Annotated in this window: 22 protein-coding genes; 8 read left to right on the top strand and 14 right to left on the bottom strand. The window is 68.7% G+C overall.

From position 1 onward, the window contains the following. Positions 1-2: 2 nt before the first annotated feature. Genes sufC through sufB form a run of 4 tightly spaced genes read right to left on the bottom strand, consistent with a single transcriptional unit; the run spans position 3 to position 3,719 of the window. Positions 3-773, bottom strand: a complete 771-nt coding sequence (sufC, locus tag VC184_RS05730) for a Fe-S cluster assembly ATPase SufC (RefSeq protein ID WP_112614050.1) — start codon at positions 771-773, stop codon at positions 3-5. A gap of 15 nt (positions 774-788) precedes the next feature. Next, a complete protein-coding gene (locus VC184_RS05725) occupies positions 789-1,118 on the bottom strand; it encodes a non-heme iron oxygenase ferredoxin subunit (protein ID WP_112614048.1) in 330 nt (109 codons plus the stop codon). Further along, positions 1,115-2,299 carry a Fe-S cluster assembly protein SufD gene (gene sufD / locus VC184_RS05720; protein WP_112614046.1) on the bottom strand — a complete coding sequence of 395 codons (1,185 nt, stop codon included), beginning with the start codon at positions 2,297-2,299 and terminating at the stop codon, positions 1,115-1,117. Before sufD ends, VC184_RS05725 begins: the two co-directional genes overlap by 4 nt. A gap of 1 nt (position 2,300) precedes the next feature. Continuing rightward, on the bottom strand, positions 2,301-3,719 hold the full coding sequence (gene sufB / locus VC184_RS05715; RefSeq protein WP_023951442.1) for a Fe-S cluster assembly protein SufB: 1,419 nt from the start codon (positions 3,717-3,719) through the stop codon (positions 2,301-2,303). Between the two features lie 245 nt (positions 3,720-3,964). Here sufB and VC184_RS05710 point away from each other — a divergent pair, with 245 nt between their 5' ends. Together VC184_RS05710 and VC184_RS05705 are read left to right on the top strand one after the other, a co-directional pair. After that, positions 3,965-4,933 (top strand): COX15/CtaA family protein, encoded by a 969-nt coding sequence (locus VC184_RS05710; protein ID WP_282502396.1) that lies wholly within the window; start codon positions 3,965-3,967, stop codon positions 4,931-4,933. A 79-nt stretch (positions 4,934-5,012) separates the two neighbouring features. Continuing rightward, entirely contained in the window at positions 5,013-5,489 is a 477-nt protein-coding gene (locus VC184_RS05705) for a dinucleotide-utilizing enzyme (RefSeq protein WP_323987521.1), read from the top strand. Positions 5,490-5,772: 283 nt separating this feature from the next. Here VC184_RS05705 and VC184_RS05700 read toward each other — a convergent pair whose 3' ends face one another. Next, positions 5,773-6,696: a heme o synthase gene (locus tag VC184_RS05700; protein WP_323987520.1), complete on the bottom strand. Its 924-nt coding sequence runs from the start codon at positions 6,694-6,696 to the stop codon at positions 5,773-5,775. A gap of 231 nt (positions 6,697-6,927) precedes the next feature. Here VC184_RS05700 and tkt point away from each other — a divergent pair, with 231 nt between their 5' ends. Genes tkt through pgl form a run of 6 tightly spaced genes read left to right on the top strand, consistent with a single transcriptional unit; the run spans position 6,928 to position 14,999 of the window. Then, complete coding sequence (tkt, locus tag VC184_RS05695; protein ID WP_323987519.1) at positions 6,928-9,006, top strand: transketolase; 2,079 nt, start codon at positions 6,928-6,930, stop codon at positions 9,004-9,006. Next, positions 9,003-10,109, top strand: coding sequence for a transaldolase (tal, locus tag VC184_RS05690; RefSeq protein WP_274177656.1), 1,107 nt, complete (start codon positions 9,003-9,005; stop codon positions 10,107-10,109). Before tkt ends, tal begins: the two co-directional genes overlap by 4 nt. After that, positions 10,106-11,725, top strand: coding sequence for a glucose-6-phosphate isomerase (locus tag VC184_RS05685; RefSeq protein WP_323987721.1), 1,620 nt, complete (start codon positions 10,106-10,108; stop codon positions 11,723-11,725). Before tal ends, VC184_RS05685 begins: the two co-directional genes overlap by 4 nt. A 13-nt stretch (positions 11,726-11,738) precedes the next feature. Continuing rightward, positions 11,739-13,286: a glucose-6-phosphate dehydrogenase gene (gene zwf / locus VC184_RS05680; protein ID WP_269266572.1), complete on the top strand. Its 1,548-nt coding sequence runs from the start codon at positions 11,739-11,741 to the stop codon at positions 13,284-13,286. Continuing rightward, the gene (locus VC184_RS05675) at positions 13,283-14,224 is read left to right on the top strand and encodes a glucose-6-phosphate dehydrogenase assembly protein OpcA (protein ID WP_112614032.1); all 942 of its coding nucleotides are present in this window, start codon (positions 13,283-13,285) and stop codon (positions 14,222-14,224) included. Before zwf ends, VC184_RS05675 begins: the two co-directional genes overlap by 4 nt. A 1-nt stretch (position 14,225) precedes the next feature. Further along, on the top strand, positions 14,226-14,999 hold the full coding sequence (gene pgl, locus VC184_RS05670) for a 6-phosphogluconolactonase (RefSeq protein ID WP_282502393.1): 774 nt from the start codon (positions 14,226-14,228) through the stop codon (positions 14,997-14,999). Positions 15,000-15,070: 71 nt separating this feature from the next. On the opposite strand, the gene VC184_RS05665 is transcribed toward pgl, so the two are convergent. From VC184_RS05665 to uvrC, 9 genes are all read right to left on the bottom strand, one after another. Then, complete coding sequence (locus VC184_RS05665) at positions 15,071-15,427, bottom strand: RNA polymerase-binding protein RbpA (RefSeq protein WP_112614028.1); 357 nt, start codon at positions 15,425-15,427, stop codon at positions 15,071-15,073. Then, positions 15,427-15,675: a preprotein translocase subunit SecG gene (gene secG, locus VC184_RS05660; RefSeq protein WP_036304945.1), complete on the bottom strand. Its 249-nt coding sequence runs from the start codon at positions 15,673-15,675 to the stop codon at positions 15,427-15,429. Before secG ends, VC184_RS05665 begins: the two co-directional genes overlap by 1 nt. 114 nt (positions 15,676-15,789) lie before the next feature. Beyond that, a complete protein-coding gene (tpiA, locus tag VC184_RS05655) occupies positions 15,790-16,578 on the bottom strand; it encodes a triose-phosphate isomerase (RefSeq protein WP_323987518.1) in 789 nt (262 codons plus the stop codon). Next, positions 16,569-17,783 (bottom strand): phosphoglycerate kinase, encoded by a 1,215-nt coding sequence (locus tag VC184_RS05650; RefSeq protein WP_112614024.1) that lies wholly within the window; start codon positions 17,781-17,783, stop codon positions 16,569-16,571. The genes tpiA and VC184_RS05650 overlap by 10 nt, the downstream gene beginning before the upstream one ends. Before the next feature lie 5 nt (positions 17,784-17,788). After that, entirely contained in the window at positions 17,789-18,793 is a 1,005-nt protein-coding gene (gene gap, locus VC184_RS05645) for a type I glyceraldehyde-3-phosphate dehydrogenase (RefSeq protein WP_094261864.1), read from the bottom strand. Positions 18,794-18,930: 137 nt separating this feature from the next. Beyond that, positions 18,931-19,551: a superoxide dismutase gene (locus VC184_RS05640; RefSeq protein WP_023951473.1), complete on the bottom strand. Its 621-nt coding sequence runs from the start codon at positions 19,549-19,551 to the stop codon at positions 18,931-18,933. A gap of 156 nt (positions 19,552-19,707) precedes the next feature. Continuing rightward, positions 19,708-20,685, bottom strand: a complete 978-nt coding sequence (whiA, locus tag VC184_RS05635; RefSeq protein ID WP_023951475.1) for a DNA-binding protein WhiA — start codon at positions 20,683-20,685, stop codon at positions 19,708-19,710. Between the two features lie 41 nt (positions 20,686-20,726). Further along, positions 20,727-21,557, bottom strand: coding sequence for an RNase adapter RapZ (gene rapZ, locus VC184_RS05630; RefSeq protein WP_240309674.1), 831 nt, complete (start codon positions 21,555-21,557; stop codon positions 20,727-20,729). Positions 21,558-21,635: 78 nt separating this feature from the next. Beyond that, positions 21,636-23,534, bottom strand: a complete 1,899-nt coding sequence (gene uvrC / locus VC184_RS05625) for an excinuclease ABC subunit UvrC (protein ID WP_323987517.1) — start codon at positions 23,532-23,534, stop codon at positions 21,636-21,638. Between the last annotated feature and the right edge of the window lies 1 nt (position 23,535).

Below are 23,535 nucleotides of genomic sequence, written 5' to 3'. Positions count from 1 at the left end.
TCTTACGCGTCGACGGGGGTGTCGGCGTCGAGGAAGCGGTCGTAGCCCTCTTCCTCGAGTCGGTCGGCGAGCTCGGGGCCGCCCTCCTCGACGATCCGTCCCTTGACCATGACATGGACGAACTGCGGCTGGATGTAGCGCAGGATGCGGGTGTAGTGCGTGATCAGCAGCACGCCCAGGTCGGTGTCGGCCTTCGCGCGGTTCACACCTTCCGAGACGATCTTGAGCGCGTCGACGTCGAGGCCGGAGTCGGTCTCATCGAGCACCGCGATCTTCGGCTTGAGCAGCTCGAGCTGGAGGATCTCGTGGCGCTTCTTCTCGCCGCCCGAGAACCCTTCGTTGACGTTGCGCTGCGCGAACTTCGGGTCCATGCGCAGGTTGGCCATCGCCTGCTTGACATCCTTGGTCCACGAGCGGATCGCCGGAGCCTCGCCCGCGACGGCCGTCTTGGCCGTGCGGAGGAAGTTGGTGACCGTGATGCCGGGCACCTCGACCGGGTACTGCATCGCGAGGAAGAGGCCCGCGCGGGCGCGCTCGTCGACGGACATCTCGAGGACGTCCTCGCCGTCGAGCGAGATCGAGCCGCCGGTCACGGTGTACTTGGGGTGTCCGGCGATCGCGTAAGCGAGCGTCGACTTTCCGGAGCCGTTGGGCCCCATGATCGCGTGGGTCTCGCCCGTGCGCACCGTGAGGGTGACACCGTTGAGGATCGGGGTGGCCCCCGCCTCGGTCTCGACCGTCACGTGCAGGTCGCGGATCTCGAGAACAGACATGTCGGGTTCCTTACTTCACTTCACATCGCGGGTCACGGCGGGGTCGATGAGGATGTCATCCCCGTCGATCGTGACCTCGTAAACGGGGACCGGCTCGTAGGCCGGAAGATTCAGGGGCTGGCCGGTGCGCAGCGAGAATGCCGAGCCGTGCGCCCAGCACTCCAGCGTGTCGCCCTCCACGAAGCCCTCGGCGAGCGAGATGTCGCCGTGGGTGCAGGTGTCGCCGATCGCGTGCACCTCGCCGTTGGCGTCGAGGACGACGGCCATGGGGACCTTGTCGATGACGACGCGCACCGCCGTGTCCTGCTCCAGCTCGCTGAGCTTCAGGACCTTCTGCGCGGTCACGCGCCGGCTCCGGCTGCGAGCTCGGCCTCGATGGCCTGCAGCAGCTCGTCCGCAAGCTCGTCCACGCCCATCTTCTGGACGATCTCGGCGAGGAATCCGAGCACGACCAGGCGGCGCGCCTCGGCCTCGGGGATGCCGCGCGCCTGCAGGTAGAACAGCTGCTGGTCGTCGAACCGGCCGGTCGCGCTCGCGTGACCCGCGCCCTGGATGTCGCCGGTCTCGATCTCGAGGTTCGGGATCGAGTCGGCACGCGCGCCATCGGTGAGGACGAGGTTGCGGTTCGCCTCGTAGGAGTCGGTGCCCACGGCGTCGGGGCCGATCAGCACGTCGCCGATCCAGACGCTGTGAGCACTCTCGCCCTGCAGCGCACCCTTGTACAGGACGTCGCCGACGGTCTGGGGGCCCTTGTGGTGGAGGTACACCTGGCTCTCGAGGTGCTGCCCCGAGTCGGCGAACGACAGACCGTACATCCGCCCCTCGGCCCCGGAACCGGCGAGTTCGAGCGACGGGTTCACGCGGACCACCGCGCCACCGAGGCTCACCACGACGTGGGTGAGCGAGGCGTCCCGGTCGACGCGGGCCTGGTGCGCCGCGGCGTGGACAGCGTCGTCGTCCCAGCGCTGCAGCGACACGACCGTGAGGGCCGAGCCGTCGCGAGCGATGATCTCGACGTTCTGCGCGTGGGCGGCGGTCCCCTCGTGGCGGAGGATGACGGTGCCCCGCGCGTTCGGCATGGCTTCGATCACGACGTGCGCGTGGGCCAGGCCGCCGTTGCCGCGGAGGCTGACCACGACCGGCTCATTCAGCTCGACGCCTGCGGGGATCCGCAGCAGCGGCGCCTCGGCCTCTTGCGACCACGCGATGGCGCTCGGCAGGTCCTCGGGACGGAAGACCTCGCCGCGGGGCGCGTCGCCGACGCGGAGCCGGGCCTGCTCGACCTCGGCGGGCGCGCTCACCTCGACCGAGACGACGCCGGTCGGGCCGGCCTCGTCGACCAGCAGCGGGGCCAACCGGTCGATGGGGGTGTGCTTCCAGTTGACCTCGCGGCCCGTCGGGGCGCCGAAATCGGCCGGGTCGTACGACGACGGCCGCTCGGAACGCGTCTGGACGGGCACGAATGCCGCTGCAGGGTCGATGTGGCCCTTCTCGCCGGTGGCGGGGGCCTGGGTGACGCTGGTCATATCAGCCGACGCTGCCTTCCATGCCCATCTCGATGAGCTTGTTGAGTTCGAGGGCGTATTCCATCGGGAGCTCGCGCGCGATCGGCTCGATGAAGCCGCGCACGATCATGGCCATCGCCTCGTCCTCGGGCATACCGCGGCTCATGAGGTAGAACAGCTGCTCCTCGGACACCTTCGACACGGTGGCCTCGTGCCCGAGCTGGACGTCGTCGACGCGGATGTCGATCGCGGGGTACGTGTCGGACCGCGAGATGGTGTCGACGAGCAGGGCGTCGCAGCGCACGGTGTTGGCCGAGTGATGCGCGTTCGCGTCGACCCGGACCTCTCCGCGGTAGCCGGCTCGGCCGCCGCCGCGCGCGATCGACTTCGAGACGATCGACGACTGGGTGTAGGGCGCCATGTGGATCATCTTGGCGCCGGCGTCCTGATGCTGACCGGGACCGGCGAAGGCGACCGACAGGGTCTCGCCCTTCGCGTGCTCGCCCATGAGGTAGATCGACGGGTACTTCATCGTCACCTTGGAGCCGATGTTGCCGTCGACCCACTCCATCGTCGCGCCTTCGTGGGCGACGGCGCGCTTGGTGACGAGGTTGTACACGTTGTTCGACCAGTTCTGGATCGTCGTGTAGCGAACGCGGGCGTTCTTCTTCACGATGATCTCCACGACCGCCGAGTGCAGCGAGTCGCTCTTGTAGATCGGCGCGGTGCATCCCTCGATGTAGTGGACGTAGCTGTCCTCATCGGCGATGATCAGCGTCCGCTCGAACTGCCCCATGTTCTCGGTGTTGATCCGGAAGTAGGCCTGCAGCGGGATCTCGACGTGGACGCCCTTGGGGACGTAGACGAACGAGCCGCCCGACCACACGGCGGTGTTCAGGGCAGCGAACTTGTTGTCGCCCGCGGGGATGACGGTGCCGAAGTACTCCTCGAAGAACTCCGGGTGCTCCCGCAGGGCCGTGTCGGTGTCCATGAAGATGACGCCCTGCGCCTCGAGGTCCTCGCGGATCTGGTGGTAGACGACCTCGGACTCGTACTGGGCGGCAACGCCGGCGACGAGACGCTGCCGCTCGGCCTCGGGGATGCCGAGCTTCTCGTACGTCTCGCGGATCTCCTCGGGGAGGTCCTCCCACGACTGCGCCTGCTTCTCGGTCGAGCGCACGAAGTACTTGATGTTGTCGAAGTCGATGTCGCTGAGGTCAGCACCCCACGTGGGCATCGGCTTGCGGCCGAACAGCTGATAGCCCTTCAGACGCGTCTTCAGCATCCACTCCGGCTCGTTCTTGAGGGCCGAGATCCCGCGGACCACGTCCTCGTTGATGCCGCGTTGCGCGACAGCGCCCGCGGCATCCGTGTCGTGCCAGCCGAACTCGTACACCCCCAGGCCTTCGAGTTCCGGTCGGTCGATCAGCACATCCGACATGACTTTCCTCCTCTTCGCACCGCAACGGTGTCATCCGTCCCGGCATTCCCGACTCCGACGGGAGTCACGTGGACGGGGATGCCGATTCGCGGGCCTGATGGACGCGGATGCCGCGCCTAGACTATGAGGGACGACGTGCACACGCGCCGCCATCCCGAACACACCCGATTCTACAGGCAACGCCCCCATCCGCGGGCCTGCCCGGAACGTACGAGGCGCGAATCGAGCGCCCCCGGAGGAGTCCGATGTCACTGGTCCGAACCCGCCCCGGACTCGTCGCGACGATCATGCCGACCGCCATCACGCGATGGACGCGCATCATGGGATGGCTGCTCGTCATCACGAACATCGGCATCGTCGGCACCGGCGGCCTCGTCCGGCTCACCGGATCGGGCATGGGGTGCGAGACGTGGCCGTACTGCACGGAGGGATCGCTCACCCCGACGCCCGAGATGGGCATCCACGGTCTCATCGAATTCGGCAACCGCACCCTCACCGGCGTGCTCGTCATCGTCGCCCTGCTCGCTTTCCTCTCCGTCGTCCGCCTTCGCGCGACGCGACGCGAGCTGCCCGTCCTGAGCTTCCTGGTCGGCCTCGGGATCATCGTGCAGGCCGTCGTGGGCGGCATCACGGTCTGGCTTCACCTCCACCCGAGCATCGTCGGGCTCCACTACCTCATCTCGGCGGCGCTTGTCGCGCTGGCGACGGCGTTCCTCGTGCGCGTCTATGCGACGCCCGGCCCGCGCGCGCGGATCGTGCCGCGGGCGTACGCCATCACCACGCACGTGACGACGCTCGCGGTGACCGTGACGGTCGTCGTCGGCATCCTCCTCACCGGAGCGGGGCCCCACGCCGGTGACGACGCCGCCGCCCGCAACGGCCTCGACCCGATCTTCTGGCAGCACGTGCACAGCTGGCCCGCATACATCACCCTCGTGCTGACGCTCGTCCTCGTGTCGGGCGCCATCCGGCTCCCCCGCACGACCGGCTTGCAGCGCTGGACGGGCCTCTTGCTCGGCATCGAGCTGCTGCAGATCGCGGTCGGCCTGTGGCAGGCGCGCACGGGCCTGCCGATCGCGCTCGTGAACATCCACATGGTGCTCGCCGTGGCCCTCGTAGCCGCGATGGTCGCCGTCGTGATGTCGCTGAAGGCTCCGCTGTCGAGCGTGGCGCCCGCGACCGAACGAGAGGTCGCGCACACAGAAGCCTCATAGGCTTCGGAAGGGGCACGCAGAGGTCGATCCCCCAGAGTGTTCGAGGCCGCCGACAGCGGTCGCGACACGAAGGAGCACCATGAGCGTTCACCCCCGCATCGTCCGCAGCATCCCGTTCTGGATCCTCGTTGCCGGATCGGTTGCCGCGATCGGCGGTGGCACCTACGTCCTGGTCGAGAAGCTCAGCCACATGGAGGCGACCATTCTCGACAACACCGCCACGGGTGTCGACGTCTACGTCGGCCAGATCTGGGGCGTGTTCGGCGGCATCCTCCTCGGCGCCGGCGTCGTCGGTCTGGCTCTGGCCCTCGCCACCGCGGCGCTGAGCTCGGTCTTCCCGCGGGAGCCGCGCCGCACCGCCGGAGAGCAGGATCGGCATGCAGCTGTGCCCGCCTCGGAGCATGTCATCTCGGAGCCCGTGGTCTCGGAGCGCGCGGCCTCGGAGCCGGCGGTCTCGACCGAGACGACCGGGGTTTCGGCCGCAGACACGACGGCGCCCGACCCGGCCACGACCTCGACCCTGGAGTCGCCGTCCAACGACCCGCAGCAGCGCTGACCCGCGCCGCCACACCCTCAGAACGGCCGTCCTCCGCGGCACTCGGGCTTCCCGGGTGAGGAGGGCGGCCGTTCTGCGCGCGCCAGCACTCGGGTCGACCCCGACCGGGTTCACCTGGCAGCCTCGCGCCCCCACCCATGCGCTGAGGGGGCGCCCCTGCCAAGTGAGCCCAGCGACCCCGGGCCTGCAGATCCAGGTGGGCAGCTCGCGCCCCTACCCACGCGCCGAAGGGGCCCCACACCTGTCAAGTGAGCCCAGTGAGCCCAGCCGCGCGGGTGCGGCCTCAGAAGGGCAGCAGCGGGTCGACCGCGATGGCCACGAAGACCAGCGTCAGGTAGGTGATCGAGGCGTGGAACACGCGCATGGGGCGAGCCTGCTCGCCGCGGACGGCGCGGTTGTACAGACGGTGCGACTCGTAGAGGAACCACCCGCCGAAGACGATCGCCGAGACGGCGTACACGAGCCCCATCGGCGCCACCGGGATGAGCAGCAGCGAGCACGCGACGGTCGCCCACGCGTAGAGGATGACCTGAAGGCCGACCTGCGACCCGTTGCGGGTTGCGCCCAGCATGGGCACGTCGACCTCGTCGTAGTCGTTCTTGTACTTCATCGACAGCGGCCAGTAGTGCGGCGGCGTCCAGAGGAAGACGAGAACGAACAGGATGAGCGCCGCCCACGAGAGCGAGCCGGTCACGGCCGACCATCCGATCACGACCGGGAAACAACCCGCGATGCCGCCCCAGACGATGTTCTGCTCCGTGCGGCGCTTCAGGATCATCGTGTAGATCACGACGTAGAAGAAGATGGCGAAGACGCTGAGGGATGCCGCGACCCAGTTCGTCGTCACGGCGAGCCACACCGTGGATGCCACCGCGAGCGTCCACGCGAAGATCAACGCGCCGCGGGCCGAGACCTCGCCCGTCACGATGGGTCGGTTCTCGGTGCGCTTCATGTGCGCGTCGATGTCGCGGTCCAGGTACATGTTGAACGCGGCGGCGGACCCGGCGCTCATCGCGCCTCCGACGACCGTCGCGAGCACGAGCCAGAGATTCGGAAGACCGCCGGCCGCGAGGATCATGACCGGCACCGTCGTGACCAGCAGCAGCTCGAGCACGCGGGGCTTCGTGAGCGCGACATACGCGCGGACGGTCGCACCGAACGACGTGCCACGAGAGGTGTCGACGGAGGCCGAACCGGCAGTCGTCATGATGTCCATCGCTCCCCGCATCTCACCGCTGTGAACCTGTCCAGTCTAGGGCATCCGCCGAGGAGGGCCTCCGCGGGGCCGCCCTACCACGACTGTCACATGACGACGTGCGCGCCCCGGCCGTCTGGCGTCCTCGCTATGCTGAGGTCATACGCGCGCCGGCGCCGAACCCCTCCCTTCCTGACTGCGGAGCGGCATGCGCAGGCGCTGCCTCTCGAGAAAGGCGACCGAGTGTCGGAACTTCGTTGGGACGAGATCGATCGGCGCGCGGTGGACACCGCCCGCGTCCTGGCCGCGGATGCGGTGGAGAAGGTGGGCAACGGCCACCCGGGTACGGCCATGAGCCTCGCCCCCGCCGCCTACCTCCTGTATCAGCGCGTGCTGCGGCACGACCCCACGGACACCGACTGGCTCGGGCGCGACCGCTTCATCCTGTCGGCGGGTCACTCCTCCCTCACGCAGTACGTGCAGCTCTACCTCGGCGGCTTCGGTCTCGAGCTCGATGATCTGAAGGCGTTGCGCACCTGGGGCTCACTGACCCCGGGACACCCCGAGTACGGCCACACCAAGGGCGTCGAGATCACGACCGGCCCGCTCGGCCAGGGCCTCGCCACCTCAGTCGGCTTCGCCTACGCGGCTCGCTACGAGCGCGGTCTGTTCGACCCCGAGGCGCCGGCCGGCACCTCGCCGTTCGACCACTTCATCTACGTCATCGCGAGCGACGGCGACATCCAGGAGGGCATCACGGCCGAGGCCGGATCGCTCGCCGGACACCAGCAGCTCGGCAACCTGATCGCGATCTACGACGCGAACCAGATCTCGATCGAGGACGACACGAACGTCGCCTTCACCGAGGATGTCGCAGCGCGCTACGAGGCCTACGGCTGGCACGTGCAGACGGTCGACTGGAAGAGCACGGGCGAATACGTCGAAGACGTGGCCGCCCTCTACTCCGCGATCGAGGCGGCGAAGGGCGAGACCGACAAGCCCTCCCTCATCGTCCTCAAGACGATCATCGGCTGGCCGGCTCCCGGCAAGCAGAACACCGGCAAGATCCACGGCTCCGCGCTCGGCGCCGACGAGCTCGCCGCCACGAAGAAGGTGCTCGGGTTCGACCCCGAGAAGAGCTTCGAGGTCGCCGACGACGTCATCAGCCACACCCGTTCCCTCGCCGAGCGCGCCGCAGCCGAGCGCGCCGAATGGCAGAAGTCGTTCGACGCCTGGGCCGAGGCCAACCCTGAGCGCAAGGCGCTGCTCGATCGCCTCGAGTCCGGCGAGCTGCCGGCCGACGTGTCGGTCCCCGCGTTCGAGGCGGGCAAGGCCGTGTCGACCCGCGCCGCGAGCGGTCAGGTCATCAACGCGCTCGCCGACCAGCTCCCCGAGCTCTGGGGCGGATCCGCCGACCTCGCCGAGTCGAACCTGACGACGATCAAGTCGGGCAAGAGCTTCATCCCCACCGAGTGGTCCACGCACGAGTGGTCGGGCGACCCGTACGGCCGCGTCCTGCACTTCGGCATCCGCGAGCACGCGATGGGCGCGATCGTCAACGGCATCGTCCTGCACGGCAAGACGCGCGCCTTCGGCGGCACCTTCCTCATCTTCAGCGACTACATGCGCCCCGCGGTGCGCCTGGCCGCCCTGATGAACATCCCGTCGATCTACGTGTGGACGCACGACTCCATCGCCCTCGGCGAGGACGGCCCGACGCACCAGCCGATCGAGCAGATCTCGTCGCTGCGACTCATCCCCAACTTCACGGTCGTCCGTCCGGCCGACGCCAACGAGACCGCGGCCGCGTGGCACGAGCTGCTGCGCCGCCAGGCCGGCCCCGCCGGCATCGCCCTGACGCGACAGAACATCCCGGTGTTCCCGCGCGGTGAGGACGGCTTCTCAACGACGGACGGCGTGGCGAAGGGCGCGTACGTGCTCATCGATGCCGAGGGCGGCCAGCCGGACGTCATCATCATCGCCACCGGTTCCGAGGTGCAGCTGGCTGTCGAAGCCCGCGAGGCTCTCGCCGCAGACGGCATCCAGGCCCGCGTCGTCTCGGCCCCCGCGCTCGAATGGTTCGCCGAGCAGGACGAGGCGTACCGCGAGTCGGTGCTGCCCGCAGCCGTCCGTGCGCGCGTCTCCGTCGAGGCCGGTGCCACCCCGCTGTGGCGCTCCATCGTCGGCGACACCGGACGCTCGGTCGGCATCGACCACTTCGGCGCTTCGGCCGACTACCAGACCCTGTTCGAGAAGTTCGGAATCACCACCGAGGCCGTCGTCGCGGCCGCCCGCGCAACCGTTGAGGAGAACAACGCATGAGCACGCCCACCCAGGACCTCTCCGACGCCGGCGTCAGCATCTGGCTCGACGACCTGTCGCGTCAGCGCATCACGACCGGCAACCTGCAGGAGCTCATCGACACCCGCAACGTCGTCGGCGTGACGACGAACCCCTCGATCTTCCAGGCCGCCATCAGCGCGGGCGTCGGCTACGAGGAGGCCATCGAGGCGCAGGCCAAGGCCGGAGCCTCCACCGACGACACGATCTTCGAGCTGACGACGACGGACGTGCGCAACGCGTCCGACATCTTCCGCCCGATCTTCGACCAGACGGGCGGCGTCGACGGTCGCGTGTCGATCGAGGTCTCCCCCGACCTCGCGCACGACACCGACGCCACCATCGCCGAGGCCAAGAAGCTGGCCGCCGCGGTCGACCGCCCGAACGTCCTGATCAAGATTCCCGCGACCAAGGCCGGCCTGCCCGCGATCACCGAGGTCATCGCCGCCGGCATCAGCGTCAACGTCACGCTGATCTTCTCGCTCGAGCGCTACAGCGAGGTCATCGACGCCTACCTCGCCGGCCTGGAACGCGCCCGCGAGGCGGGCATCGACCTCGGTGGCATCCACTCGGTCGCGTCGTTCTTCGTCTCGCGTGTGGACACCGAGGTCGACAAGCGCCTCACGGCGATCGGATCGGATGCCGCGAACGAGCTGAAGTCGCTCGCCGGTGTCGCCAACGCGCGCCTGGCCTACGAGCTCTTCGAGAAGAAGTTCGCCGAGCAGCGCGCCCAGGACCTCGTCGCCGCCGGCGCGAACCTGCAGCGTCCGCTGTGGGCCTCGACCGGTGTCAAGGACCCCGCGCTGCCGGACACCCTCTACGTCACCGAGCTCGTCGCCCCCGGCACCGTCAACACGATGCCCGAGAAGACCCTCGAGGCGACGTTCGACCACGGTGTGATCTCCGGCGACACCGTCACCGGCGCCTACGAGGCCGCGCACAAGGTCTTCGCCGACCTCGCCGAGGTAGGCATCGACCTCGAAGACGTCACCCAGTTGCTGGAGGACGAGGGCGTCGACAAGTTCATCGCGTCGTGGCACGACCTGCAGGGCACGGTGACGGCGGCTCTGGAGAGCGCCCGTTGAGCTTCGAGATCCACGTCTCGGGGCATGTCTCCGACGTCGTCGAGAAGACCGTGCCCCGGCTCGTGGCCGATCTGGTGGCGAGCGGCATCACCGCCGGTGACGCCGACCTGTGGGGTCCTGATGCCGCCGCCGAGGCGTCCCGCCGACTCGGCTGGGTGCAGGCCGTCACCGTGTCGCGTCCGCTCGTCGCCGAGATCGAGGCGCTGCGCTCCGAGCTCCTCGGCCGGGGTATCACGCGCGTCGTGCTGGCCGGGATGGGTGGCTCGTCGCTCGCTCCCGAGGTCATCGCCCGCACGCACGGTGTGCCGCTGACGATCCTCGACTCCACCGCCCCCGGGCAGGTCCTGGCGGCCATCGACGGCGACCCGGAGACAGGCGGTCTCGCCGAGACCGTCCTCGTCGTCTCGTCGAAGTCGGGTTCGACGGTCGAGACCGATTCGGCGCGTCGCGCCTTCGCTGCTGCGTGGAGCGATCTCGGTATCGATCCGGCCGATCGCATCGTCGTCGTCACCGACCCGGGCTCTCCGCTCGAGCGCGAGGCGCGCGAAGCGGGGCACCGGGTGTTCACCGCCGACCCGACGGTCGGGGGGCGCTATTCGGCGCTCACGGCCTTCGGCCTCGTGCCGGCGGGATTGGCGGGGGCCGACATCGGGCAGCTGCTCGACGAAGCCGACGCGACCCTGCTCGAAGTGGCCGTGGACGACCCGCGCAACCCCGCTCTCGTGCTCGCCGCGGCGATCGCGGGCGGCGAACCGCGCCGCGACAAGCTGGCCCTCATCAGCGACGGGACCCACATCGTGGGACTCCCCGATTGGATCGAGCAGCTGGTCGCCGAATCGACCGGGAAGGCCGGCACCGGCATCCTGCCCGTCGTCGCCACCCCGCTCTCCCCCGAGCTCGACCTCCTTCCCGATGACCTGCAGGTCGTGCGACTCGTCGGCGACGCGGTCCACTTCCAGATCCTCGAGCAGCACCCCGGCGAGGTGCTCGTCAGCGGTTCCCTGGGCGCTCAGTTCCTGGTGTGGGAGTACGCCACAGCGATCGCCGGTCGCCTGCTCGGGATCAACCCCTTCGACCAGCCCGACGTCGAGGCTGCGAAGACCGCCGCGCGTGGCCTGCTCGATGCGCAGCCCGCGTCGACCGCGCCGCTGTTCGTCGAGGACGGCGTCGAAGTGCGGGTGTCCGATCCCGCCCTCGCGGCGGATCGCACGCTCGCGGGGGTCCTCGCGAATCTGTGGCGGGTCGTCCCGGCCGACGGATACGTCGCCGTCCAGGCCTATGTCGATCGCACCGCCGTGCCGCAGCTGGCCGGCGTGCGCGAACTGATCGCCGCCGACTCCGGCCGCCCCACCACGTTCGGGTGGGGACCGCGGTTCCTGCACTCGACCGGTCAGTACCACAAGGGCGGCCCCGCGAACGGCGTGTTCGTCCAGATCACCGAGCGCACGGACGTCGACCTCGAGATTCCGGGTCGTCCCTTCACGTTCGGCCGTCTGATCGAAGCGCAGGCCTCCGGCGACGCCGCGGTCCTCGCCGAGCGCGGCCGCCCCGTCGTGACGCTCACCCTGACGGACCCCGCGACCGAGGTCCTCACCCTTTTCGAAGCCGCCCAGTAGGAAGACCCCTCCCATGACCGTGGAGATCTCGCGCGCCCACAACCCCCTGCGCGATCCCGACGACCGCCGCTTGAACCGCATCGCAGGGCCCAGCGCTCTCGTGATCTTCGGCGTCACCGGCGACCTGTCGCGCAAGAAACTCATGCCCGCCGTCTACGACCTCGCCAACCGCGGGTTGCTGCCCCCCGGGTTCGCCCTCGTGGGCTTCGCCCGACGCGATTGGGAGGACCAGGACTTCGCGGAGGTCGTGCACTCGGCGGTGAAACAGTACGCGCGCACGCCGTTCCGCGAAGAGACCTGGAAGCAGCTCCTCCAGGGCATCCGCTTCGTCTCCGGCGAGTTCGGCGACGCCGATGCTTTCCGTCGGCTCCGCGAGACGGTCGAGAAGCTCGATGTCGATCGCGGGACGATGGGGAACCACGCGTTCTACCTGTCGATCCCGCCGAAGGACTTCCCGATCGTCGCGAAGCAGCTCAAGGACTCCGGCCTGGTCGACGAGCACGCGGATGCCGACACCTGGCGCCGCGTGGTCATCGAGAAGCCGTTCGGCAGCGACCTGAAGACGGCCCGCGAACTCAACGAGGCGCTCGAGGTGGCCTTCCCGGCCGACTCGATCTTCCGGATCGACCACTACCTCGGCAAGGAGACGGTGCAGAACATCCTCGCACTGCGCTTCGCGAACGAGCTGTTCGAGCCGATCTGGAATGCGAACTACGTCGACCACGTGCAGATCACGATGGCCGAAGACATCGGCGTCGGCGGGCGTGCGGGATACTACGACGGCATCGGCGCGGCCCGCGACGTCATCCAGAACCACCTTCTCCAGCTCCTCGCCCTCACCGCGATGGAAGAGCCCATCTCGATGGAGGCGGGCCACCTGCGGGCCGAGAAGGAGAAGGTGCTCGCCGCTGTCCAGCTGCCGGCCGATCTCTCGACCGCGACCGCCCGCGGACAGTACGCCGGCGGGTGGCAGGGCGGCGAAGAGGTCACCGGCTTCCTCGACGAGGACGGGATGAATCCCGAGTCGACGACCGAGACCTACGCCGCCATCAAGGTCGACATCGCCACGCGCCGCTGGGCAGGTGTGCCGTTCTACCTCCGGACGGGCAAGCGCCTGGGCCGCCGCGTGACCGAGATCGCGGTCGTGTTCAAGCGGGCCCCGCAGCATCTGTTCCTGCGCAATCAGACGACGGAGCTCGGCCAGAACGCCCTGGTGATTCGCGTCCAACCCGACGAGGGCGTCACGATCCGATTCGGCTCCAAGGTGCCGGGGGCCGCCACCGAGGTCCGCGACGTCACGATGGACTTCGGCTACGGCCATGCGTTCACCGAATCCAGCCCCGAGGCATACGAGCGGCTCATCCTCGATGTCCTCCTGGGCGATCCGCCGCTCTTCCCGCGGCACGAGGAGGTCGAGCTCTCGTGGCGCATCCTCGACCCCGTCGAGGAGTTCTGGGCAAAGCAGGGCGGTCCGCTCGAGCAGTACGCGCCCGGCTCCTGGGGCCCCACTTCCGCAGATGAACTGCTGGCCCGCGACGGCCGCGTCTGGAGGCGTCCATGATCGTCGATCTGCCCGACACGACCGTGTCGAAGATCGCCCGCGAACTCGTCAACGTGCGCGAGGAGGGCGGTGCCGTCGCCCTCGGACGCGTCCTCACACTCGTCATCGCGACGTCGCACGGGCTCGAAGAAGACGCGATCGAGGCGGCCAACGACGCCTCGCGCGAGCACCCGATGCGCGTGATCGTGCTGATCACCGATGCGAAGGGCGAATCGAAGCTCGACGCGCAGATCCGGGTCGGCGGCGACGCCGGTGCAAGCGAGGTCGTGGTCCTGCGCGCCAGCGGTGGCGCAGCGAGCAACGACGAGGCTCTCATCACGGGCCTCCTGCTGCCCGACGCGCCTGTTGTGGCCTGGTGGCCCGACCACCCGCCCGCAGACCCGTCGCAGTCCCCCATCGGCCGCATCGCGCAGCGCCGGATCACCGACGCCGCCACGCTGCCCTACGACAGTGGACGGCTCGCCGCGCTGGGCGACGGCTACGCGCCCGGAGACACCGATCTGGCGTGGACACGCCTGACGCACTGGCGCGAGCAGCTCGCGGCCGTCCTCGACCAGCCTCCCTACGAGCCGGTGACCGAGGTCGAGGTCGTCGGCAGCGGCAGCTCGCCGTCGACAGGACTGCTCGCCGCCTGGCTGTGCTTGATGCTCGATGTACCGGTGAACTGGCAGTACGCTCCCCGCGACGAGTGGGAGCACGGCATCCGCAGTGTCCGCCTCAAGCGGCCGAGCGGTGACGTCCTGCTCGAGCGCACGACGACCGTCGACGCGACGCTGACCCAGCCGGGCCAGCCGTCGCACGATCTCGTCCTCCCCCGTCGGACGCTCCGCGAATGCCTCGCGGAAGAGCTCCGACGCCTCGGGCCCGACGTCCTGTACGGCCGGGTCATCACGGACGGCTGGGCGCGGCTCCACCGCTCGCCTGCCGGAGACGCCTGAGATGCCGACCGCTGAGAAGCGCGTCGTCATCAGCCCCGACGTCGAGACCCTCACCGGCTCGATCGCGGCACGTTTCCTCGATCGCGTGGCGAAGTGGGGAACGGACGGAAGAACCGTCAACGTCGGTCTCGCGGGCGGCGGCATCATGACGGATGTGCTCGAGCGGCTCGGGTCCCACCCCGAGCGCGACACTGTCGACTGGTCGCGCGTGCACTTCTGGTGGGTCGACGAGCGCTTCGTCGCCCGCGACAGCGAGGATCGGAACGAGGCGGTCGCACGTCGCGCTTTCCTCGACGCGATCGAGCTGCCGACATCGAACGTGCATCCCATCGCGGCGTCAGACGAGGCGCCGGATGCCGAAGCCGCCGCCAGCGCGTACGCCGCCGAGCTCGCTACGGCGGGCATCGACGGCGCGGCCTGGCCCGTCTTCGACATCTGCTTCCTGGGCGTCGGCCCCGACGGCCACATCGCCTCGCTGTTCCCGGACCGCGGCGAGATCCGCATCACCGACAGCGCGGTCTCAGCCGTCCACGACTCCCCGAAGCCCCCGGCCGAGCGCGTGACGCTCACTCGGCCGGTGATCAACGCGTCGAAGCGGGTATGGATGGTGCTCGCCGGTCCGGACAAGTCAGCCGCGCTCGGGCTCGCGCTTGCGGGTGCCAGCTACCACAGCGTGCCGGCAGCCGGTGCGAAGGGCACCCGTCGCACCATTCTCTTCACGGATGAAGCGACCGCCGCGCAGGTTCCGCCGGAGCTCATCGACGACGAGTACTGACTCGCGCGCACATACGAAGAGAGCGGATGCCGTGGCATCCGCTCTCTTCGTATGTTGCGACGTGTGCCGCGTCAGTTCAGTCCGCGGCGTTCGCGAAGCTGCTGCAGCGCTTCGTCGAGCAGCTGCTCGGCCTCTTCGTCGGAGCGGCGCTCCTTCACGTAGGCGAGGTGCGTCTTGTACGGCTCGGTCTTGGCGACGGCAGGCGGATTCGCCTTGTCGCGACCGGCCGGCAGCCCCGAGTGGGGCGAGTCGATGGTCTCGGGGATCTCTTCGTCCGCGATGCCGGCGGCGAAGTAGCGCACCGTCTCGTTGCCGAGAGCGTCCCAGTACGAGATCGCCACGCGATCAGCGTGGTGTCCGTGGTCCTGCTCGCCCATGGGGCCCGCACCCACGCGGGTGCCGCGAATGGCGTTTCCTCCGGTGGCCATCAGAGCACCGTGAACTTCGTGATGAGGCCGAGGGCGACGATGGAGAGGAACCACGCCAGCGCGAGCACGATCGTGAAGCGGTTGAGGTTGCGCTCCGCGAGGCCCGACGAGCCCATGGCGGAACTCATCCCGCCGCCGAACATGTCGGACAGGCCGCCGCCGCGCCCCTTGTGGAGCAGGATCAGCAACGTCAGGAGCAGGCTGGTGATGCCCAGAAGCACCTGCAGCACGAACTCGAGGATCTGCACGGTGGTCGTCACCTTTCCGGCGATCGTTCCGATCGCACGAGGGTCAAGTATATCCAGCAGCCGCACGGATACGCGTACGGCCCGGCGACCGGTGGGTCGCCGGGCCGTACGACGTCACACGCCGACGTGCTTCTGGTAGCGGATGATCGCGGCGAACTCGTCTGCGACGAGGCTCGCGCCTCCGACGAGAGCGCCGTCGACATCGGGCTCGCGCATGAAACCGGCGATGTTGGCCGACTTCACCGATCCCCCGTAGAGGATGCGGGTGCGCGCAGCCGCATCGGCGCCGAGCACGGAGCCGACGACCTCACGGAGCTTCGCGCACACGTCCTGCGCCTGCTGCGGGGTCGCAGCCTGGCCCGACCCGATGGCCCACACCGGCTCGTAAGCCACGACGATGTCGGCATCCGCCGCCACGCCTGCGAGGGCCGCCTCGAGCTGCGCCACCGGAACAGCCGACGCGCCGTGCTTTTCCAGGTCTTCCGCCGTCTCACCGACGCAGATGACCGGCGACAGACCGTGACGGAGGGCCGCCTGGACCTTGGCCGCGACGACCTCATCGGTCTCGGCGTGGTACTCACGACGCTCCGAGTGCCCGATGATCACGTACCGGCAGTCGAGCTGCTTGAGGAACGCTCCCGAGATCTCGCCGGTGTATGCGCCGGAGTCCTTCGTGGAAAGATCCTGGGCACCGAGAGCGAAAGCGATCTTGTCGGCGTCGAGCAGCGTCTGCACCGTACGCAGATCGGTGAAGGGCGGGAAGACCGCCACCTCGACGGAGTCATCCTCGTGCTTGGCGTCCTTCAGCGTCCAGTGCAGCTTCTGCACGAACGCCACCGCCTGCAGGTGGTCGAGGTTCATCTTCCAGTTGCCCGCGATGAGGGGAATACGGTTCATGCCCATCCGAGCACCTCCAGACCGGGCAGCTTCTTGCCCTCCAGGAATTCCAGCGACGCACCGCCGCCGGTCGAGATGTGACCGAACGACGAGTCGGCGAACCCGAGCTGCCGCACCGCGGCCGCCGAATCTCCGCCGCCGACGACGGACAGCCCGTCGACCTCGGTGAGCGCCTGAGCCACGGCTCGCGTGCCTGCCGCGAACGCGGGCATCTCGAACACGCCCATCGGGCCGTTCCAGAACACGGTGCGCGAGCTGCGGATCGCGTCGGCGAACAGCTCTGCGCTCTTCGGGCCGATGTCGAGGCCCATGCCGTCGGCACCGAACGGGGTGTCCTCCAGAGCATCGGCCGCCGCGACCACGTGATCGGCGTCCGCCGCGAAGCCGGAAGCCATGACCGCGTCGACGGGGAGCACGAGTTCGACGCCGCGCTCCTTCGCCGTGGCGATGTAGCCCTTCACCGTCTCGAGCTGGTCGCTCTCGAGCAGGCTCTTGCCGACCTTGTGTCCGAGCGCGGCGAGGAAGGTGAACAGCATCCCCCCGCCGACGAGGATCTTGTCGGCGCGCGGAAGCAGGTGCTCGATGACACCCAGCTTGTCGCTCACCTTCGACCCGCCGAGCACCACGGCGTACGGACGCTCGGGGTTCTCGGTGAGGCGGTCGAGGACGTCGACCTCCTTCTCGATGAGGAAGCCGGCCGCCGACGGCAGGATCTCCGCGAGGTCGTAGACCGAGGCCTGCTTGCGGTGCACGACACCGAAGCCGTCGGAAACGAGCACATCGCCGAGCGCGGCGAGCTGCTCGGCGAACGCGCGACGCTCGGTCTCGTCCTTCGCCGTCTCGCCCGCGTTGAAGCGGAGGTTCTCGATCACTGCGACGTCACCGTCGCCGAGCGACGAGACGACCTGCTGCGCCGACTCGCCCACCGTGTCGCCGGCGAAGGCGACGGGCTTGCCGAGCAGCTCCGACAGACGCTGTGCGACGGGTTCGAGCGAGTACTTGGGGTCGGGGGAACCGTCGGGACGTCCCAGGTGCGAGCACGCGATGACGCGAGCTCCCTGGCCGATGAGGTGGTCGATGGTGGGCAGTGCCGCACGCACACGGCCATCGTCCGTGATGACTCCGTCCTTCAGGGGGACGTTGAAGTCAACACGGACGATGACACGCTTTCCTGCGAGCGGGCCCAGCGAATCGAGGGTTCGCAGAGCCATGGTCGTCAGAGCTTGCTGGCGACGAGCTCGGTGAGGTCGACGAGGCGGTTGGAGTAACCCCACTCGTTGTCGTACCAGCCGACGACCTTGACCTGGTTGCCGATGACGCGGGTCAGGCCGGCGTCGAAGATGCAGGAGTGGTCGTCGGTGACGATGTCGCTCGAGACGATCTCGTCCTCGGTGTACTTCAGGATGCCCTTGAGCGGACCCTCGGCAGCAGCCTTGTACGCAGCCTTGATCTCCTCGACCGTGACCTCGCGCTCGAGCTCGACCGTGAGGTCGGTCGCCGAACCGGTGGGAACGGGCACGCGAAGAGCGAAGCCGTCGAGCTTGCCCTTCAGCTCGGGGAGGACGAGGCCGATGGCCTTGGCCGCGCCCGTCGAGGTGGGGACGATGTTGAGGGCGGCGGCGCGGGCACGGCGAAGGTCGCTGTGCGGGCCGTCCTGCAGGTTCTGGTCGGCCGTGTAGGCGTGGACCGTCGTCATGAGGCCCTTGACGATGCCGAACTCGTCGTTCAGGACCTTCGCCAGCGGCGCGAGGCAGTTCGTGGTGCACGACGCGTTCGAGATGACGTTGTGGTTCTCGGGGTCGTACAGGTCCTCGTTCGCGCCGATGACGAACGTGCCGTCCTCGCCCTTCGCGGGAGCCGAGATGAGAACCTTCTTGGCGCCGCCCGCGATGTGCTTCTTGGCGTCCTCGGCGTTGGTGAAACGACCGGTCGACTCGATGACGATGTCGACGCCCAGCTCGCCCCAGGGGAGGTTGGCGGGGTCGCGCTCTTCGAAGACCTTGATGGTCTTGCCGCCGACCGTGATCGAGTCCTCCGAGTACGTGACCTCGGCGTCCAGGCGACCCAGGATCGAGTCGTACTTGAGCAGGTGGGCGAGAGTCTTGTTGTCGGTGAGGTCGTTCACCGCCACGATCTCGAGGTCCGCGCCCTGAGCGAGGGCGGCGCGGAGGTAGTTGCGTCCGATGCGGCCGAAGCCGTTGATGCCGATCTTGACAGACACGATGTCTCCCGTTTCTTGTCGCGCCGGAAAAGCCCGTGCTGGCTGACCGAAACGCGATCTGATGAAAAAGAAGAGGATGCCGGGTTCGGCTCCCGTTGCCGGGAGGAGCCCGGCATCCTCACCTGTTTATGACCCTACTACGCGAGCAGGCCGGCCGTCTTCTCCCGAGCCGTCACAAAGCGCTCGGCGACGTTCTGCCAGTTCGCGATGTTCCACGCCGCCTTGACGTAGTCCGCCTTGACGTTGAGGTAGTCGAGGTAGAAGGCGTGCTCCCACATGTCGAGCTGGAAGATGGGGATGGTTCCCTGGGCGGTGTTCGACTGCTGGTCGAACAGCTGCTGGATGATCAGCTGTGCGCCGATCGGGTCCCAGCTGAGCACGGCCCAGCCGGAGCCCTGGATGCCGGTGGCGGCAGCCGTGAAGTGCGCCTGGAACTTGTCGAATCCGCCGAAGAACTCGTCGATCGCCGCGCGGAGCTCGCCCTCGGGCTCGCCGCCGCCCTCGGGCGAGAGGTTCGTCCAGAAGATGGAGTGGTTGACGTGCCCGCCGAGGTTGAACGCGAGGTCCTTCTCGAGCTTGTTGACGTTCGCGAGGTTGCCGGTCTCACGGGCCTCCGCGAGCTGCTCGAGAGCGGTGTTGGCGCCGTTCACGTATGTCTGGTGGTGCTTGGAGTGATGAAGCTCCATGATCTTGCCGCTGATGTGCGGCTCGAGTGCCGCGTAATCGTAGGGGAGCTCGGGAAGGGTGTACTTCGTCATTCTCTATCTCCTGTCAGCACCGCGCAGCGCGCGGCTCGTGCTGTCGAAGGCGCGCGACCGCACGCCTCGTGGACGTTTCTCATCCTATTGAGGGGCAACGCGTCGCACACCCCGTTGCTTCCCGCTCGGAACGCGGTGTAACGCGGGCGTGGTCGCTCAGTCGGAGAGTCCCGCGGGAACCGCCGACTCGGTGTCGGGCAGTCCTTCAGCGGCGGCCTTCTTGTCGGCCATCGCGAGAAGGCGGCGGATGCGGCCCGCGACAGCGTCCTTCGTCAGCGGCGGGTCGGCGTGATGACCGAGCTCATCGAGGCTCGCGTCGCGGTGTGCCAGACGGAGATCGCCGGCCTGCTTGAGGTGGTCGGGCACCTCGTCGCCCAGGATCTCGAGGGCTCGCTCGACGCGCGCGCAGGCCGCGACGGCCGCCTGGGCCGAACGACGCAGGTTCGCGTCGTCGAAGTTCACGAGGCGGTTCACGCCCGCGCGCACCTCGCGGCGCTGCCGCATCTGGTCCCACGTGTCGGCCGTGCGGGTGGCGCCCATCTCGGCGAGGGTCTGCCGAATCGCCTCGCCGTCGCGGACGACCACACGCGGGATGCCGCGGACCTCGCGCGCCTTGGCCGCGATGCCCAGACGGTGAGCCGCGCCGACGAGGGCCATGGCGGCCTCGGGAGAGGGGCAGGAGATCTCGAGAGCGGCCGAACGTCCCGGGTCGGACAGTGAACCGGCAGCGAGGAAAGCACCGCGCCACAGGGCGGCCAGGTCGGGACGCGATCCGGTCGTGAGCCTGTTGGGAAGGCCGCGCACCGGGCGGCGCCGCTGGTCGAGAAGGCCGGTCTGACGTGCGAGGGTCTCGCCTCCCTCGCGAACGCGGACGGCGAACGTCGCGCCGTCGCGGCCGCCGGACGCCTGGATGCGGGCGAGCTCGGGCCGCACGCCGTAGATCTCGACGAGTTCGCGCGCCACGCGGCGGGCGAGGATCTCCGAGTCGACCTCGGCCTCGACGGCCACTCGGCCCGCGATCGAGTGCAGACCGCCCGCGAAGCGCAGGATCGCGGTCACCTCGGCCACACGGGCGGCGGGTCGAGGGTCGCGCATCGCAGCCAACTCGGTCTTGACGTCAGCGGTCAGCGGCACGGCGCTCCTTCGGGAGGGGGTTCGGGGGACGAAGGGATAGCCTACTCGCGACCGAGGTCGCGGTGCTTGAGTCGCACCGCCACGCCGGGCAGCCCCGACAGCCGCTGCGCGAGTTCTCGAGCCGTGACGACGGAGCGGTGCTTGCCTCCCGTGCATCCGACGGCGACCACGGAATGGCGCTTGTTCTCGTCCTGGTAACCGCGCAGCACGGGGGCCAGCGCCGCAGCGTAGGCATCGATGAACTCGCGTGCGTTGTCGTGCGAAAGGACCTCTTCGCGCACAGCGTCGTCCTCGCCGGTGAGCGCCTTGAGGTCAGGATTCCAGAACGGGTTCGGCAGAAAGCGCATGTCGGCCACGAGGTCGGCGTCCGGCGGCAAGCCGTATTTGAAGCCGAAGCTCATGACGGTCACGGTGTGCCGAGCAGCACCGTCGTCGGCGAACAGATCCCCGATGTAGGTCGCCAGCTGATGAATGTTGTCGCGAGAGGTGTCGACGATCACGTCGGCGCTCTCGCGAATCGGGGCGAGGCGTTCGCGCTCGCGGCGGATGCCGTCGACGAGCGTGCCGTCGCCCTGGAGAGGGTGCGGGCGACGCACGGACTCGAACCGGCGCACGAGCACCTCGTCGGCGGCATCCAGGAACAGGATCCGCAGAGTGCGCCCGTGCCGAAGCGCGCGCGTGATCTCGGGCAGCGCGGCGAACAGCTCACCACCGCGGACGTCGACGACTGCCGCGACTCGCGGCAACGCATTGCCGGCCAGCTCGCTGAGCTCGAGCAGCGGACGGAGCATCTGCGGCGGCAGATTGTCGACGACGTACCACCCCAGGTCTTCCAGGGCGTTCGCCGCCGTGGTGCGACCGGCACCGGACATGCCCGTGACGATGAGAATCTCGCCCGCGGGTACCTCGTCGGTCACCGTCACCACCCCTGTCTCTCGCCGACGTCCAGCCTATCCGTCCGCGAGATGGCGATGGATCGCCTCCGCGAGACGAGGACCGATACCCGGCAGCTCCTGGATCTCGTCCGGAGTGGCCTGCTTGAGCTTGGAGACCGAGCCGAAGTGCCGGAGCAGAGCCTTGATCCGGGCCGCGCCCAGTCCCGGCACCTCGGCGAGGACCGAGGTGATGTCGCGCTTTCGCCGCTTGCGCTGGTGGACGATCGCGAATCGATGGGCTTCGTCTCGCAGCCGCTGAAGGAGATACAGCGACTCGGACGTGCGCGGGAGGATGACGGGGTACTCCTCCCCCGGCAGCCAGATCTCCTCGAGCCGTTTGGCGATGCCGCAGAGAGCGATCTCGCTGTGTCCGGCGTCGGCGAGGGCTCGCGCTGCCGCTTCGACCTGAGGCTTGCCGCCGTCGACGACGAGCAGCTGCGGACGATAGGCGAAACGCGGGCGCTTGCGTGCCGTCACGACCTCGCCGTCGGCGGTTGCGTCGGGAACCGGCTCATCGTCCTCGTCGGGTCGGTCGAGGTAGGCGAGGCGGCGCGTCAGCACCTGGTACATCGAGTCGGTGTCGTCCGTCGTCTCGTTGACGCCGAAGATCCGGTACTGGTCCTTGCGGGGAAGCCCATCCTCGAAGACCACGAGAGACGCGACGACGTTGGTGCCCGACAGGTGCGAGACGTCGTAGCACTCGATCCGCAGCGGAGCCTCCTCGAGGCCGAGGGCCTCCTGCAGGTCGGTCAACGCCTGGCTGCGCGCGACGTAGTCGCTCGTGCGACGGGTCTTGTGAAGCATGAGCGCCTGCTGCGCGTTGATGTTGGCGGTCTTCATCAGATCCGCCTTGCGTCCGCGCTGCGCGACCTGCACGGTGGCGCGCTTGCCGCGGCGGGTCTGCAGCCATTGCTCCAGCTCGCCGGCATCGCCGGGCAGCGTCGGAACGAACACATGCCGAGGGATGTCAGCGGGCGCGGCATCCCCGTACGTCCGCTGGAGCACCTGATCGACCAGATCGGCCCCGGAGATGTCGATTTCCTTCTCGATCGTCGTCGCCCGCACACCGCGAATGCGACCGCCGCGCACGACGAAGTGCTGGACGGCAGCGGCGAGCTCGTCCTCGGCGATGCCGAAGAGGTCGGCATCCATATCGTCCTCGAGCACGAGGGCGCTCTTGTTGAGGACGGCGTCGATCGCCTGCAGCTTGTCGCGGTAGACAGCCGCCGACTCGTAGTCCATCGCCGCGGCCGACTCGCGCATGCGCGTCGTCAGCTCGCGGGCGAACCGCTGATCACCGCCCGACATGAAGGCGACGAAGTCATCGACCATCGCGCGGTGCTCTTCGATCGTGACCTTCATCGAGCACGGCCCGCCGCAGCGGCCGATCTGACCCGGGAAGCACGGACGCCCCGAGGCCATCGCCTTCTTGTACGACGAGTCGCTGCACGTGCGGATCGGGAAGACCTTGATCATCAGATCGATGGTCTCGTGCACCGCCCAGACCTTGGGATACGGCCCGAAGTACTTCGCACCGGGAATCCGCCGGTTGCGCGTCACGATCACCCGCGGCGCCTCATCGGCGAGAGTGATGGCCATGAACGGGTAGGACTTGTCGTCGCGGTAGCGGACGTTGAAGGGCGGATCGAACTCCTTGATCCACATGTACTCCAGCTGCAGCGAGTCGACGTCGGTCGCCACGACGGTCCATTCGACCGAGGCCGCGGTGGTGACCATGCGGCGGGTGCGCTCGTGGAGGGTGTGGAGCGGAGCGAAGTAGTTCGACAGCCGGGCCCGGAGGTTCTTCGCCTTGCCGACGTACAGGACCCGCCCTTCCGCGTCGCGGAAGCGGTAGACCCCGGGGTCTGTGGGGATCTCGCCGGCTTTCGGCCGGTACGGAAGGACGTTCGCCACG

It is taken from the genome of Microbacterium plantarum (assembly GCF_035231185.1).
Lineage (GTDB): Bacteria > Actinomycetota > Actinomycetes > Actinomycetales > Microbacteriaceae > Microbacterium > Microbacterium plantarum.
This window is presented reverse-complemented; position numbering and strand designations above follow the sequence as displayed.

Excerpts from the sequence above, each read along its gene's own strand:
- sufC (WP_112614050.1), bottom strand. The coding sequence starts at position 773 with ATGTCTGTTCTCGAGATCCGCGACCTGCACGTGACGGTCGAGACCGAG.
- sufD (WP_112614046.1), bottom strand. The coding sequence starts at position 2,299 with ATGACCAGCGTCACCCAGGCCCCCGCCACCGGCGAGAAGGGCCACATC.
- sufB (WP_023951442.1), bottom strand. The coding sequence starts at position 3,719 with ATGTCGGATGTGCTGATCGACCGACCGGAACTCGAAGGCCTGGGGGTG.
- VC184_RS05710 (WP_282502396.1), top strand. The coding sequence starts at position 3,965 with ATGTCACTGGTCCGAACCCGCCCCGGACTCGTCGCGACGATCATGCCG.
- VC184_RS05705 (WP_323987521.1), top strand. The coding sequence starts at position 5,013 with ATGAGCGTTCACCCCCGCATCGTCCGCAGCATCCCGTTCTGGATCCTC.
- VC184_RS05700 (WP_323987520.1), bottom strand. The coding sequence starts at position 6,696 with ATGACGACTGCCGGTTCGGCCTCCGTCGACACCTCTCGTGGCACGTCG.
- tal (WP_274177656.1), top strand. The coding sequence starts at position 9,003 with ATGAGCACGCCCACCCAGGACCTCTCCGACGCCGGCGTCAGCATCTGG.
- zwf (WP_269266572.1), top strand. The coding sequence starts at position 11,739 with ATGACCGTGGAGATCTCGCGCGCCCACAACCCCCTGCGCGATCCCGAC.
- VC184_RS05675 (WP_112614032.1), top strand. The coding sequence starts at position 13,283 with ATGATCGTCGATCTGCCCGACACGACCGTGTCGAAGATCGCCCGCGAA.
- pgl (WP_282502393.1), top strand. The coding sequence starts at position 14,226 with ATGCCGACCGCTGAGAAGCGCGTCGTCATCAGCCCCGACGTCGAGACC.
- VC184_RS05665 (WP_112614028.1), bottom strand. The coding sequence starts at position 15,427 with ATGGCCACCGGAGGAAACGCCATTCGCGGCACCCGCGTGGGTGCGGGC.
- tpiA (WP_323987518.1), bottom strand. The coding sequence starts at position 16,578 with ATGGGCATGAACCGTATTCCCCTCATCGCGGGCAACTGGAAGATGAAC.
- VC184_RS05650 (WP_112614024.1), bottom strand. The coding sequence starts at position 17,783 with ATGGCTCTGCGAACCCTCGATTCGCTGGGCCCGCTCGCAGGAAAGCGT.
- VC184_RS05640 (WP_023951473.1), bottom strand. The coding sequence starts at position 19,551 with ATGACGAAGTACACCCTTCCCGAGCTCCCCTACGATTACGCGGCACTC.
- rapZ (WP_240309674.1), bottom strand. The coding sequence starts at position 21,557 with ATGTCCGGTGCCGGTCGCACCACGGCGGCGAACGCCCTGGAAGACCTG.